Origin of the sequence: Paenibacillus sp. FSL K6-0108 (genome assembly GCF_045040695.1) — a bacterium.
GTDB lineage: Bacteria > Bacillota > Bacilli > Paenibacillales > Paenibacillaceae > Paenibacillus > Paenibacillus pabuli_B.
In genome coordinates this window covers 656,643-671,584 of sequence record NZ_CP150288.1, presented here as the reverse complement: position 1 = coordinate 671,584, position 14,942 = coordinate 656,643, and the positions used below count along the sequence as shown (strand labels likewise).

At 51.6% G+C, this 14,942-nt stretch carries 10 protein-coding genes; all 10 read right to left on the bottom strand.

All coding sequences use genetic code 11. The features are described from left to right. Positions 1-266: 266 nt before the first annotated feature. Positions 267-1,085, bottom strand: coding sequence for a hypothetical protein (locus tag MHB49_RS03270; protein WP_405155012.1), 819 nt, complete (start codon positions 1,083-1,085; stop codon positions 267-269). A gap of 246 nt (positions 1,086-1,331) precedes the next feature. Further along, positions 1,332-4,535: a DEAD/DEAH box helicase gene (locus MHB49_RS03265; protein WP_405155011.1), complete on the bottom strand. Its 3,204-nt coding sequence runs from the start codon at positions 4,533-4,535 to the stop codon at positions 1,332-1,334. 276 nt (positions 4,536-4,811) lie between these two features. After that, positions 4,812-5,264, bottom strand: a complete 453-nt coding sequence (locus MHB49_RS03260; RefSeq protein WP_247900560.1) for a chemotaxis protein CheW — start codon at positions 5,262-5,264, stop codon at positions 4,812-4,814. A gap of 215 nt (positions 5,265-5,479) precedes the next feature. Continuing rightward, positions 5,480-6,448, bottom strand: coding sequence for an ABC transporter ATP-binding protein (locus tag MHB49_RS03255; RefSeq protein WP_405155010.1), 969 nt, complete (start codon positions 6,446-6,448; stop codon positions 5,480-5,482). Then, positions 6,445-7,422 carry an ABC transporter ATP-binding protein gene (locus tag MHB49_RS03250; RefSeq protein WP_405155009.1) on the bottom strand — a complete coding sequence of 326 codons (978 nt, stop codon included), beginning with the start codon at positions 7,420-7,422 and terminating at the stop codon, positions 6,445-6,447. Before MHB49_RS03250 ends, MHB49_RS03255 begins: the two co-directional genes overlap by 4 nt. A 111-nt stretch (positions 7,423-7,533) precedes the next feature. After that, entirely contained in the window at positions 7,534-8,871 is a 1,338-nt protein-coding gene (locus tag MHB49_RS03245) for a M20 family metallopeptidase (RefSeq protein ID WP_405155008.1), read from the bottom strand. A gap of 95 nt (positions 8,872-8,966) precedes the next feature. After that, positions 8,967-10,550, bottom strand: coding sequence for an ABC transporter substrate-binding protein (locus tag MHB49_RS03240; protein WP_247900556.1), 1,584 nt, complete (start codon positions 10,548-10,550; stop codon positions 8,967-8,969). A gap of 262 nt (positions 10,551-10,812) precedes the next feature. Further along, positions 10,813-11,688, bottom strand: a complete 876-nt coding sequence (locus MHB49_RS03235; protein ID WP_247903005.1) for an ABC transporter permease — start codon at positions 11,686-11,688, stop codon at positions 10,813-10,815. A gap of 51 nt (positions 11,689-11,739) precedes the next feature. After that, complete coding sequence (locus tag MHB49_RS03230; protein WP_405155007.1) at positions 11,740-12,750, bottom strand: ABC transporter permease; 1,011 nt, start codon at positions 12,748-12,750, stop codon at positions 11,740-11,742. Positions 12,751-13,058: 308 nt separating this feature from the next. Continuing rightward, positions 13,059-14,591, bottom strand: coding sequence for a PucR family transcriptional regulator (locus MHB49_RS03225; RefSeq protein ID WP_405155006.1), 1,533 nt, complete (start codon positions 14,589-14,591; stop codon positions 13,059-13,061). Positions 14,592-14,942 lie beyond the last annotated feature (351 nt).

Below are 14,942 nucleotides of genomic sequence, written 5' to 3'. Positions count from 1 at the left end.
GCATATGGGCTTGTCTTCCCCTGCGACAGTATACCTTAAATTTTAACGAAGCTCCACCGGTAAAGACCTCCTTGAGAGGAGGTCACCGTATAGATATGCCGGGTGTACAGCTTGTACAGTCGTTTTTTGGACTTTTAAAGCCGTATCCCTTGGTGCGATACCAAAGAAGCGAATCGAAAACGTATGATATCCGTTTTCACCTTGCACCGATGCATATCACAAACAAGAGGGGATGATCTGAGATCTCCCCCGCTCCGAGTGGTGCATCATTTGGTTGCCGGGCTGTCCTTCTTCTTCTTTTGGACAGCCTCCCACATCCGTGCAGCTACGCGCTCACGGATCAATGCCAGCCCTGCGGTGGCAGGCACGCCTGGCAGCAGTGCCGCCAGCTCCGGCGTTGCCGGGGGTTTGCCCGGCTGCGCCAGCCGCACCTCCACGGCGCCGAAGCCAGGCCCCGGCTGGTGCATGGCGCCGTCCGCGGCGGCCTCGGCGATCCACTCGCCGACGGCTGCGCCGCCTTCGCCGCCCCGCGCCTGCGGGCGGCCGGCCGTTTCGGCTGCGCGGCCGGGGCCGCTTGGATCATGGGCGAGTTCTTCCGCCCATGATCCAAACACGCCGGCAAGCAGCGCTTCGCGCGGCAGGCCGGCGTGCGCCAGCTGCAGCAGCGGCTCGGCAGCGAAGCGCGCGGCCACGGCGCGCTCAGCGGCAGCAGCATGCGCGCAGCCTGGGCGGCCGCAGGTGCACGCCGCTGCGCCGCCCGCGCCAAGCAAGCTGCCAGCGGCGGCTGAGCCCAGCGCGGCCTCGCCTGGAGCAGCGGGCAGCAGCCCGGCGAGCTCCGCCGGGGCAGGGCCGCCGCGCAGCAGCGCGTACAGCGCCAGCGGGCGCTTGCGCAGCTGTGCCAGCACTGCCTCGCGCTCAGCCTCACTGAGCTGCGGCAGCGTGCCCGTTACCGTGAACAAGCCTTTGGCTGATTCAATCTTGCCTGCGGATGCTAACGCATCCTTTCCTGCATCAGCATCCGCACTAACTTCTGCTGTCCATCCACCGGGGGACATATGCAGCTCTACATTCCATTTTTCGCTCACAACAATCCCCCTTCCTATCATTACACTCTTCATGTATGTGAGTGTGTATCTATATATGTTTAACTAAACATTTACACAATAACGGAGAGGACAGAAATAACCTGAAGAAGCAAAGCGTTCGCCTTTATCCCCGGATTTCCCCTTTTATAAAGGAATTAAAGAAATCTGGGGATAACAGCGATCGGAAGGTTGTTCTGTCATCGGAGTGCCAGTGTAAATATTCATTAGTTGAACTTATATAGCAACTTACAGCCATGTCTCGCCCTGAAGCGAGATCAGGCCCCGCAGCTCGTCATCCGACATTTCGGTCAACCAGTTCTCACCAGAACCGACGACTTGCTCGGAAAGTGCTTTTTTACTCTCAATCAGCTCATCAATCCGTTCCTCCAGAGTACCCTGGCAGATCAGCTTATGCACTTGTACGTTGCGATTCTGCCCAATCCGGAATACCCTGTCTGTCGCCTGGTTCTCCACCGCAGGATTCCACCAGCGATCGTAGTGAATGACATGACTGGCACGAGTCAGATTCAAGCCTACCCCACCGGCACGAAGAGACAGGACAAACAAGGATGGCCCCTCTCCTTTTTGGAAGGTTTCCACCATATCATCCCTTTGCGCCTTCGACACACCGCCATGCAGGAAATATGGTTCCTCCTCATACCGCTGTGTAAGCCGGGAGACGAGCAGTTCCCCCATCGCCACATATTGGGTGAAAATCAGCGCCGACTCCCCGTTATCGCGAATCGCATCCACCAGTTCCAGCAGTCGTTCCATTTTGCCTGAAGCCTCAGCCTTGCCATGTTCCTTCCGGTTGCTATCTGCCAGCACCGGATGGTCACAGATCTGCTTCAACTTGGTCAGTGATGACAAAACAATCCCCTTACGAGCGATACCATTCCGGCCATCCAATCCACCCATCAGATCGTCCACCACACGCTGATACAGAACCGTCTGCTCTGGCGTCAGGGAACAATAGGATTTTAGCTCCAGCTTCTCCGGCAGGTCCTTGCGGATATCCGGATCACTTTTCAGCCTGCGCAGCATAAAAGGCGATACAAGCCGATGAAGCTCACGCAAAGAGGCTGCGTTTTCTTCAGAGGGGCCCAATCCGGTATACCGCTGGCGGAATGAAGAAGCCGTACCCAGATAACCCGGATTAAGGAATTGGAAAATGGACCACAGCTCGCTTAGTCGATTCTCCACTGGCGTGCCCGTCATCGCAATGCGATGCGGCGTAGACAGACGCATCACGCTTTGCGCTTGCTTCGTACGGTAATTTTTAATATATTGCGCCTCATCCAGCACAACGGTAGACCAGTGCAGCGAAGCCAGATCCGGGCCATCCCGGCCAGCCAGATGATAGGTCGTCAGTACAATATCATGGGACTGCGCTTCCGCCTGAAACGCATTGCCATGCAATCGTTGTCCTCCATGATGAATATATAACGACAGATTCGGGGCAAACCGCTTCAGTTCACGCTGCCAGTTCCCAAGCAGCGAGGTAGGGCACACAATAAGTGCTGGCAGATGTACGTCTTGGGCATTCGGCTGCTTACCGTTCGTGGACAGCTCTCCCATTCCCATAAATGCTTCGTGCTCGCGCGCTTCCTCAGCCGCGGCTTGTTGTTCCTCATGTTTCAGGTCCAGTAGGCAGGTAATGACCTGAATCGTCTTACCCAGCCCCATATCATCGGCGAGACATACGCCGAACCCAAGCTCACGCATCGCGGATAACCATTGGTACCCTCGCTCCTGATAAGGTCTCAACTCGCCATGCAGCTCTGCCGGAACCTGACGCGGCTCAATGCTGCGGAGCACCTGTCCGTCGAGCAGAAAGGAAAGTAATCCCTCGGATTCCGCACCAAAGACGGAAAGCCCCTTCCATGCGGTATCTTCGCCTTCTTCAGCTGCCAGATGCAGCCATTCGGAGAGAGGCATATATTGTTCTTCCTCTTTCTTCATATAACGCAAAACCTGGCGAATTTCTTTCGTATCCACTTCAATCCATTCGCCGCGGAACATCACATAAGGCACCGTTGCTTCCGCAAGGGCAGCCAGTTCCTCCGCCGTGACCGGTTTGCCGTCCAGCATCGGTTCCGCCTTAAAAGCAACCAGCTGCTCCATGCCCAGTGCAGACGGGGCCCCAAGCGGTCTTTCCGTTCCACGATTGAGCATTTGCAGACGCAATCCGGCACGGCGTTTCCCTGCACGGCTCCAGCGGGAGGGCATTAACACCGTTACTCCCGCCTTCTGCAGACGAGGCACAGCATAGGTCAAAAATTCAAAAAAGGCCTGCTGCTCCAGCTTCATTCCTTCCGGACGTGCATGAAGAAGCGCCGTTTCCAGTTCTGGTGCCAGTTCTGATGCATGCCCCAGCGCTATAAGGAGCTGTTCTGCAGCTGAACTATAACGCACTTTGCCACGCTCCAGATCCTGTTGCGGGTGCGCCCAGATCGTGCGCGCAGGCAATCTCAGACCCACTTCCTGCTCACTGTCTACCCAGAAAGTAATTCCCCACAAGGTTTCATGCTCACCCAGAGGCGGTTCGAGCCTCAGTACCAACTTCAGTTGACCTTCTGTCGGTACTGTCTCTTCAATGCCTATGACGGGCATCGCTGTTCCACCAGCTTCTTGCAGTGTGCCAATGAGTTCCGCCATTTCATCCGTTGGGCCCTGCACCGTGACTGGGCGGAACATCGAGATTAAACTATTCCACCACATCTCTGTTACCGGAGAGGACCCACGCCTGAATGGGGTGCGGTAACGAGATAATTCACTGTCCATGCCTTCCATCTCACCCGTGACAACCGCATGAACCATTCCGCTCATAAATGAAAACAGTACTGCCGCTCCCGCCTCTTCCCGTGATTCCGGTTCAGAAGAAGCGTATGCTCCCGGAGCAGATAATCCAATTGGCGGCATGGATTCCGCCAACTCTCGGAATCGCTCCACATCCACTTCTTGCAACAAACGCGGACGCCATACACCTGTCAGCGTTTCCTGTCCGGTGCGGCGGCGCGCACCCGTCTTGGCCGCAAACTCAGCAGAAGGAGCAAATTCTCCGCGCAGCAGCAGTTCCTGTGTAAACTGTGCTGCTTTTACCCAGTAGCGAATCTCTTCTCCAGCCTGAATTCCTGCCGCATTCAATATACTTTCGTCCCAATGAAGAAGAAGCTTGAATGTATCTTTGGGCGAGATTGCGAGCCCTTCTAACGTCCGTCCGAGCAATGGACGCCGCTTCGTACCCTTCGCTTCCGCGGCATTACGCATCGGATTGGGCCAACGAAGCTCTGCAAGGCGCAGAGCGGCAGGCTGAAACAGACGACCCCCGTCGCCAAATTTCAGCTTCCGTACCACGTGGCTCCACGCATCCACACGCGGCTCCGATGTTTCACCGGAAAAACAAAAAAATACGTCACCAAGCCATACTCCATACAGCGATTGCATCATTACAGTCTCCCGTCATCCCTTCGCATTGTTACTCTCCATCATATACGAAAATGCTCGGATTTAAAAACTTTTACGCATAAAAAGTGCTTCTTTTAACCCTTCCCTCTCTGATCTGTACCTGAATATATATCTTTTCCCGTTTTTCCTGTTCCCACATCATTCAATCAAGGATAGAATGTTCATACTGAAAAATGCTCCTCATCCCCAAAAAGGGATAAGGAGCATCTTCATAATCAGACGGTTTTTGGCTTTGGTTATCATATTTCAGAGTTACATTTACTGTGATTTGGTTAAATTACCGAGCAATACATCCAGATTAAGAATACCGGCCTCATGATCATCATTGTGTGCGATTTCCTTGAATATTCCAGTTGTGTAACGACGATATTCTTCCGTGGGCTCTTCAAACCGATCATACATCACCACGGAATCCACGGAATCAACTACCAGCGGCACATAATGGTCGTGGTAAGGCACCACGATAATGCGTGTGGAAGGTGTTGGCTCTTCGTCAGGCATACCCAGGAGGACACGTACACTCACAACGGAAACCACTTTACCGTACAAGGGTGTAAAGCCTTTAATCTCAGGACTCCCAAAAGGAACGGTGGTTACAGGGAGCATTTTGATAATTTCATGAACTTCATCAATACGAAGCGCACAAATCTGATTGCCAACCGAGAAATTAATGTATTGAACTTGAACTTCCTCATCCATAGATGTTTTCATACCCTTCTTGTTTTCAGTCTCAGTAAGAAGCTTCTTTATTAATCATATTAATCATGAATTATCACATTTCATGTTGCATTCTCTGTGATTATATCGGTTGAAACAAGAGAAATTTTTACCCTTCTTAATACATAGTATCTTTTTCAGAAATTGAAAAGACAAAGATGACAAAAAGACCCTCACCGATGGAATACGGAAAGGGTCGCGATTTCAATCTATCCCTGATATAAATGACAGGCCACCTGACGTCCTGGTGAAATCTCCCGCAGCTCCGGGATAACGGATCGGCACTCGTCCTTCACATACGGACAGCGGGTATGAAATGTACAGCCGGATGGCGGATTTTCCGGATTGGGTACATCTCCGCCCAGGACGATCCGTTCTTTTTGCACACTCGGATCAGGAACCGGAACAGCGGACATCAGTGCTTTTGTATATGGATGCAGCGCCTCGGTGAACAGCTCGGATGTGGGTGCAAGCTCGACCACTTTGCCCAGATACATAACAGCTACACGATCACTGATGAACTTGACGACGGATAAGTCATGAGAAATGAACATATATGTCAGCCCGAATTGTTCCTGGAGATCCTGCATCAGGTTCAGTACCTGTGCCTGAATGGACACATCCAGCGCTGACACTGGCTCGTCACACACAATGAACTTGGGGTTCAAAGCAAGAGCACGGGCAATCCCAATCCGTTGACGTTGTCCACCCGAGAATTCATGCGGAAAGCGGTGAGCCTGATAGGGAGATAATCCGACCACCTCCATCAGTTCTTCAATTCGGCTTTTCAACTCTTTTTTGCCCAGATTGTGGTGGGTGACCAGCGGCTCCTCCAGTGTACGCTGTACTGTCCAGCGCGGATCGAGTGAGGCATACGGGTCCTGGAACACCATCTGCATATCGGTTCGGAAACGGCGAAGCTCTTCTGGCGGCAGCTTCCGTACATCCTTGCCTTCGAAGAACACCTCGCCATCCGTCGGCTCAATCAGACGCAGAATCGCACGCCCCGTGGTGGATTTTCCGCAGCCGGACTCCCCAACTACGGCGAGTGTTTCCCCGCGCTCCACGGACAGTGTGACACCATCGACGGCCTTGACGGCACCAACCTGTTTGGAGAACAGACCTTTGCGAATGGGATAATGCTTCTTGAGGTTTCTGACTTCCAATATGGCACTCATATAATCCCCTCCTGTTGCAGCAGACAGCGGCAGCTATGACTTGGTGCTGTCTCCAGTAATTCGGGTTGTATCATCTCGCACCGCGCTTCTTTTACCGGACAACGCGGGGCAAAACGGCAACCGGACGGCATATGAGCCGGATTCGGTACCTGACCTGGAATGGATTGAAGACGATCCTGATCTCCCGCAAGCTGTGGCAGTGAAGCCAGCAAACCACGGGTGTAGGGATGCTTCGGATCGGCAAAAAGGGTTTTGACATCCGTCTCTTCCACCACTTGTCCGGCATACATCACCATGACACGATCACACATCTCTGCCACGACGCCGAGATCATGAGTGATCATCATGATGGCCATATTCTCTGTCTGCTGGAGATCACGCATCAAGTCCAAAATCTGCGCCTGAATGGTCACATCCAGGGCTGTTGTCGGTTCATCCGCGATGAGCAGCTGCGGGCTGCACACCATTGCCATGGCAATCATCACCCGCTGGCGCATGCCGCCGGAGAGCTGGTGCGGGTATTGGTCTGCAATTTGTTCGGGACGGGGAATACCGACTTTGCGCAGCATCTCAACCGACCGTGCCCAAGCCTCTTTTTTGCCCAGCTTCAGATGGTATCGTGCCGCTTCCGAGATTTGTTTGCCGATCTTGAATACCGGATTGAGCGAGGTCATCGGCTCCTGAAAGATCATGGCCATTCGGTTCCCCCGAATGCGGCGAATTTCCCGCCCGGACAGCTTAAGCATGTCTTTTCCCTGGAAGCGGACTTCTCCTGATGCCACGCGGCCGATCTTCTTGGGAAGCAGCTGCATGATCGATAATGATGTAATACTTTTCCCGCATCCAGACTCTCCGACAATACCCAGTGTCTCTCCCTGCTGTATCGAAAGACTGATTCCGTCCACAGCACGGATGACGCCTGCATCCGTAATGAACTCTGTCCGCAAATCCGAAACTTCGAGCAGTGCAGTCATGTTGTTCCCCTCCCATACCATTACGTTCTGAATCTTCTGTCTGCATTCACATGTCCCTGCTGTGCTGTTGTCCAGCCTTGTTCCACCATCGCCTCTCTCTGCGAAGAAGGATTAGCGTTTGGACGTTGCAGCTTCTTCAGAAGACGCTCCTTCTACATCCTTCAATGACGTATCATCATCCATGCCTTCCACACCCAAATATTTAAGTGCGCTCAGCGCATACACTTTGGCGCACTGGATAATCTGCCATACGGGTGCTTTTTCGTTAAAATTGTGTATCGTGGACAGCTCTGCCGGACCATATTGCAATACCGGAATGTGATGATTGCGGAAATGACGCGCATCACTGGAGGCCCATTGCAGCACACCATATGCCTCTTCACCGCTGACTTCGCTAATACTTTCCACCAGTTGGCTAACGATCGGTTCATGGGGTGGAGTCCAGTTTGCGTTGCCCTGGAATCCAAACGGCTTCAATTCCGACTCGATCCCTGCTTCAAGCAAAAGCGAGCGGGCGCGATCCAATACATCGCGGTAATCCACGCCAAATGGAACACGGGAGTCCACCTGAACAGTGCACCGATCCGCTACCACATTTACCTTGGTTCCACCCTGAATCGAACCGATATTTACTGTGACATGGTCGAATACCTGATAGGCAAGCCCTGCCTGTTCACGGTCACGCGCATACTCCTGCGAGATACGGATGATATCTTTCACTTCCTCCGGGATATCCGGCTTGATGTCCCACAGCCGCTGCAATGCTTCGATCCCTTTTGTCGCCTTCACAATGGCATTATCTCCTACAATCGGCTGCAGACTGCCATGACCCGGTGTGCCTTCTACCGTAAATTCGAACCAGCAGCTTCCCTTCTGTCCAATCGTTGGATGAAGCGGGCTGGAAGGTTCAGCAATTACAGCGGCAGTTCCTGTTGCGAGACCACGTTCCAGAACCCACGGGACTCCCAGATCGCCGCCTGTTTCTTCATCCGGAACAATCATCAATGACAGATCACCGCGCAAAGGTACACCCAGCTTCGCCAAAATAGCCGTTGCATAAATCAGGCCTGCAAGCCCGCCTTTCATGTCGGATGCCCCGCGACCAAGCATGTAACCGTCCTTGATTTCGCCGCAGAACGGATCAAAATCCCAACGGGAAAGATCCCCGGCTGGCACAACGTCCGTATGTCCACAGAAAATCAGATGTTTATCTGACTTATCTGCGCCTTGTCCGTTCAACGTGGAGATCAGGTTAAACATCGTTTCCGTTGCCGCATGCACTTTCGTGTCGATTCCGGCCTGATGCAAATATTCGATAATAAAAGCACTAATCTCACGCGAATCACCCGGAGGGTTCTCCGTCGGAAAACGAATCAGTTGTGAACAGAGCTCCAGTAATTCATCCTGGCCTTCCTCGATTGCATCAAGTACCTTCTGTTTCCAATCCATCCTGTTCAGGCTCCTTTCAATATTGGCTGTATTGTGGTCCGTACGAATCGTCAGAAGACAGGCATGACTGCCTGTCCCCCAAATCGCCTGTTCGTTTACTGCTCTTTGCTAAGCGGGTAGAAACGCAGAACCTCATCCGGGTAATACACATATCCGCTGACTTTGTTGTTCATGCCGACAACCCGGTTGTATTCGTAAAGATATGCCCATGGTGCTTCTGTTGTAATAATCTCCTGTGCCTTCATGTACAGCTCGTTTCGTTTCGCCTGATCTGGCTCTGCGCCAGCTTCTTCCCACAGCTTGTTGACGTCCGCATTGTTGTAGTGAATGTAGTTGGAAGAACCTTTGCCATAGAGCAGGAAGCCCAGGTGGTATCCAGGATCATTAACAAAAGAGGTCCATTTGGAAATATAGGAGACCAGGTTTCCTTCTTTTTGCTGTTCCAGGAACTGTGCACGAGCCACTTTGTTGATGTTCATTTTCACACCGATTTTGGCCAGTTCCGCTTGAATTAGAACCGCATCATACTCCCAATCGTCAAATCCGGAACCGAGGGTAAAGTCAAAGCTGAACCCTTCCGCATAACCTGCTTCTTTCAGCAATTCTTTGGCTTTGTCCAGATTGTACTCGTACACATAGCCTGCATCCGTGAAACCTGGTGTGTTACTTGCCACAGCACTTTTCATCTCTTTGGCCTGACCGTACATAACATCGTTGATCAATTGGTCATAAGGGATGGCATAGTTGATGGCCTGACGCACTTTTTCATTATCAAACGGTTTGACATTGTTGTTCATGGCGAAGAACAAAATACGGTTACTCGCGTTCGACTTGATGGTTAAATTACTGTTTTCTTGCAAAGCCGCAACATCTTTGGGAGGGATCTCGATCGCCATGTCCACGTCACTCTTGTTCAGCAGCAGAACACGGTTGGAGGCTTCCTTCGTGAATTTCAGCGTGACTTTGCCAAGCTTCGGTGCACCCTGCCAGTAGTCGTTATTGGCCTGGAACACCGCTTCACTGGCCGGGTCCCATTTTTCAAGTGTGAACGGACCTGAGCCGGCAGCATTTGTTTTCAGATAATCGTCACCTTTTTCCTCGACCAGCTTCTGGTCCACAATGGAGAAGGTATACATGGCAATGATCTGGGTGAACATGTGGTTGGCTTTATTCAGCACAATCTCGACAGTGGAGTCGTCCTTGGCGGTCACGCTCTTGATGTCGGCCATTCCGTAAAGAAAACTGCCGGAGCTGGACTTCGCCACACGGTCAAAAGAGTACACAACTGCATCCGCATTGACCGGATTTCCACTTTGGAATTTCAGACCACTTTTCATTTTGAATGTATACGTTAAATTGTCATCAGACACTTCCCAGCTCTCGGCGAGCATCGGCTGAATATCCTCCGTGTTGGCAACGTCAGCACCATCCACCGTTTTGACACCATAGGTTACCAACTGGTCATAGGTTGCCAGTACCAATGTGTCTGAGGTCAGGTCATTCGCCTCTGCCGGATCCATCGTGGTTCCACCCTCAGAGTAAGCAACCGTCAATGTTGGCGCAGGTTTCGTTTCCTCTCCTGAGCCGGATGCCGCAGGCTGCTGGTTGGCATTGCTGGCACAGCCACCAAGAACAACGGTAAGAGCAATCATTGCAGAAAACCATTTGAGCTTTTTCATTTTTAGTTTCCTCCCCTTTTTGAACCAGTCTTATGATGCGATACTGTAAAACGTTGCAGCTTTTATTAGACAAAGTAAATGTGTGGACCAGTACCCGGAAAGTAACTCACTCATATTCCTGATACCAACCGCAGCAGCATTTAATCTGCCTACTGCCGGTGATGGAACCCCGCATGCCATTATTGAAAGGCATTCCCCGCAAATCGGTTCCCCAGCCAGCTATCTATGAATCGGTTCTGTAGGGGCAGATGGTAATCCACCTCTATTTTCCCGAACGCAACCTTGGGTCCAGTACATCACGGAAACCATCTCCGAGCAGGTTAAAGCCAAGAATGGATGTGGCTATAGCCAGTCCAGGGAATGTCACGAGCCACCATTGTCCGGAAATGATATACTCCCTACCTTCAGAGATCATGGCTCCCCATTCGGCTGTAGGCGGTTTGACGCCAAGACCGAGAAAGCTCAAACTGGATGCCGTCAGAATGGCAAAGCCCATGCCGAGCGTGGCTTGTACCAACAGTGGTGCCAAAGCATTCGGCAAAATGTGGCGAAACAGAATCACTCTGTCTCTGACACCGATGGCTCTGCTGGCCTCCACGTACTCCTTTTCGCGCAGGGATACCGTCTGCCCATACATCAATCTGGCAAATTCGGGAATACCCACAATCCCTACAGCAATCATGGCACTTGTCAGTCCGTTGCCGATGGAAGCCGCAATCGCCATGGAGAGTACCAGCGAGGGAAAGGCAAGCAATACATCCATGACCCGCATGATGATATTGCCAGTACGTCCGCCGTAGTAAGCAGCGATTCCGCCCAGCGGAACCCCGATGACAAACGAGATGCTGACGGCAATCAGGCCCGTCCAGATGCTGATTCTGGCGCCATACAGAACACGACTCAGAATATCCCGGCCATAGTTATCTGTGCCGAACCAGTGACCGCCTGACGGGGATTCCAGCTTCACAGCCGTATTCGTCATATACGGATCATAAGGGGTAATCCAGGGGGCAATAGCTGCGATGACAGTCCACATTACGATAAAGGTTAGACCAATGGCAGCGAGCCGATTGCGGAGCAACAGTCTCAGAAAGGTTTTGGGTTTGGGAACAACCGCTGGTGCAGGCTTGGTTCCCATGGAAGTCGGTGCGGCAGTATTCACAGCGGTACTCCTCCTTTCGCGGCGGCCCTATTCATAACGGATTCGTGGATCAATCAATCCATAGACCAGATCCACCGCCAGATTGATAAAGCTGAACAGAATGGCACTTACCAGTGTGAATGCCTGAATTGGTGCATAATCGGCAGCCAGAATCGAATCTGTGACATAACCGCCGACACCGGGCCAGGAAAAGATCGTTTCCGTGATTACTGCACCGCCGAGCAATCCGCCAAACTGAAGGCCAAGTACGGTCAACGTGGGGATCAGGGCATTGATCAGGGAGTGTTTGCCGACAACTGCCGTTTCGCTCAAGCCCTTGGCTCGTGCGGTACGCACATAATCCTGTCCGATGACTTCCAGCATGCTGGACCTGGTCATACGCGCCACAATCGCCATTGTCCCCGTGCTCAGGCAGATAGCCGGGAGCAGCAAATGCGCAAGACTGCTTTTGAGTGCAACCATATCCCCCGTCATCAGACTATCTACCACGTACAATCCGGTGATATGTGTCGGTGGATTGAGTTCTCCGCTGATGCGTCCCATTGGAGCTGGAGCCCAGCCGAGGATGGAATAGAAGATGTAAATAAACAGCAGCCCCAGCCAGAAGATTGGCACACATGCTCCAATCAGTGAGAACACTCTGGAAATGTGGTCAACGAAGGATTCTTTCCGGGTAGCAGCGATAATGCCCACCGGAATTGCAACACAGATGGCTATAATGACACTGGCCAGCGTCAGCTCAATGGTGGCCGGAAAGCGGGTAGCGAAATCACTCAGCACCGTATGACCGGTATGATAGGCAAATCCCAGATTCCCTTGAAATAGCTGTCCCACGTAACTAAAAAACTGTACAAATAACGGCTTGTCCAATCCCATGTCCATTCGGATTTTGGCAATGACATCATCCGTGGCCTGTTCGCCAGCCATGACGATGGCGGGATCTCCCGGAAGAACGCGGGACAGGATGAAGGTAATCACCACAATGCCGAGCAGCGCCGGAATCATCTGCAGCAGCCTTCGGAGCGTGTAAGCAAACAATCGATCAACCCCTTTAACTCTGATGTCTCACTTGCTGTTTTACGGTTCTCTGTGGACGGCACAGTTTGAGAAACTTGTCTGTACATTCGTCCTTTGTAATTGTGCTAATTTTACCTAGAATCTGAGCGTCGAACTACGTCCCTTTTAGCTAAAAAAAAGCACAACCGTTTGTCGATTGTGCACTAATGTCTCTTATTTATGTCATGTTAAATTACACTCTAAGACATAGTTCGCTATTTTTCGACCTATATCTACCATCTCGTCCTTTGTTGATGTTGCTGTAGAAGCAAGCATTCGATTGGCAGGACCTACACCTCTTGTTTATCCTGCTTCATGTAGTAGTACACCAGACACAGATGACAGACAAATTGTTCACGCGGTTGGTTCAGGTCGAAGCCCGTAATGTCTCGAATTCGCTCCAGTCGATATTTCACGGAGTTCCGGTGAATATAAAGGCGATTAGCTGTTTCGATCAGGCTCCCCCGGCTCTCTAGGTAGTAAAAAAAAGTCCGCAACAAATCACCACTGTGTTCATCATCATATGCGCGCAATTTTCCCAGCTTCCGCTCAAACAGTGCCGCAAATCCCGGATCATTCGCCGTTTCGCTCAGCAAATGATATACCTCCACATCTTCAAAACGAGTTGTGCGTCCGCCCGACAAACGGGACGAAACCATCAGGGCATTTCTGGCCTCGCCATAGCTTTGATGCATGTTCCAAAGTGGAACCCGGGTGCCCACGCCTGCCCTGAACTGCCCAAGTTTGTTGGCCGGATCTTCGAGCCATAGCCCGATGGTATCCGTCCAGGATGGAACATCATCCCTCCATGCCGCATCCCGGGATTCCGGTGTAGGCAAAAAGAGCACAGCCCTGTTAGTCCGGAACTCAATATGAGGCGCAACCCTCCGTTTTCTGGCTTCCAGTGCAAGCAATTCGGACAACAGATCTTCGTCAGGAGCCGTCTCTCCTTCCATGACTGCAACTTCCCATAAATGCTCCGGATTCATCCCGAGCTTCCGGCCTCTCGATTCAGCCTCGTGCGGCAATAACAGTGGCGGTGTCAGAAGTTCGTCAATGAAGTTGCCCCGAAGGCGCAACTCGGTATCTTCCGCAACTTTGTTTCTCATCAATTCCAAGGATAGTACCAGTCTGGCCTGTTCAATTCCGACTTGTTCCATCTCATCCAAGGAGTCCTTGTCCACCAGCAATCTGGCAACCTTCCGCCGATCCAGATTTATTTCCCATACGAGTGGGTCCCCAGCCTTCTTCCAGTCATAATCCGGCGGTGAAGACACGATCATCTGCCCCACATTATCGATAACACCTACGGGGGCCTGAAGCAATTCGGCCACGTTGTCCCCTACGGCCTGGATCCCACTGTTTTCAAGTACCATGGTCATCAGTGTTCGATATACTTCTTCTGACTTGCGGAGCAGAGCAGCCTGTCGATCCAACACTAACTCCATAACAGGTTGCGTAATATCCATGTAGGGTATCTCCGGAGGAATTTCAATGATGGGCAGACCGCAGTCATTGCTGGCTGCAACGGCTTCCATGGGGATTTTCTTGAGGAAACGCGCAGGCTTGATGGCCAAAGCAGCCGCCCCCGCTTCATTAAGCGTATAGATCAGTTCTCCGAGCAAGCCGGGATTATCACGAATTGAATAGGCTGTCGTCAGCATAAGCATGCCTTCCCGCAACCAACCTTGCAGATCGGGCACCTCCATAATATCCACGAACCGCACAACCCGATCCAATCCTTGATGCCCGCTGATGACTTTCGCCTTGCTGAGTATAGGAATATTCAACAGTTCTTTCAATGTTATACCTGTCGTTTTCAAGCCGATCGACCACCCTGAGCCAGATTTGCAAATCATTCTTGCATACTGTATCTAATTTTTTTGGATAGTTTACCAGACAATCTGATCAAAAAAAACGGGAATTTCTGTGGTATTTGTATGTTCCGGATGATTCAGATCGAATGAAATATCGATTTACTGTTGTTACTAGCACTAAATAAACCAGAAAATAAATGTATCACTTTATCGCGTCACCCCAAAAAAATTATCCACAGTTCCATCTATCCTTACGTTCTTTGTTTCCCCAAACCCGCCACACCCATCCAACACAAAAACGCCGATGCAATTATTCACCATTGCATCGGCGTCTAAAATTGAAAAAGCAGCAAAGCA

Coding starts and splice junctions, on each gene's coding strand:
- MHB49_RS03250 (WP_405155009.1), bottom strand. CDS start 7,422: ATGACTGCACTGCTCGAAGTTTCGGATTTGCGGACAGAGTTCATTACG.
- MHB49_RS03255 (WP_405155010.1), bottom strand. CDS start 6,448: ATGAGTGCCATATTGGAAGTCAGAAACCTCAAGAAGCATTATCCCATT.
- MHB49_RS03260 (WP_247900560.1), bottom strand. CDS start 5,264: ATGAAAACATCTATGGATGAGGAAGTTCAAGTTCAATACATTAATTTC.
- MHB49_RS03235 (WP_247903005.1), bottom strand. CDS start 11,688: ATGGGAACCAAGCCTGCACCAGCGGTTGTTCCCAAACCCAAAACCTTT.
- MHB49_RS03240 (WP_247900556.1), bottom strand. CDS start 10,550: ATGAAAAAGCTCAAATGGTTTTCTGCAATGATTGCTCTTACCGTTGTT.
- MHB49_RS03245 (WP_405155008.1), bottom strand. CDS start 8,871: ATGGATTGGAAACAGAAGGTACTTGATGCAATCGAGGAAGGCCAGGAT.
- MHB49_RS03265 (WP_405155011.1), bottom strand. CDS start 4,535: ATGATGCAATCGCTGTATGGAGTATGGCTTGGTGACGTATTTTTTTGT.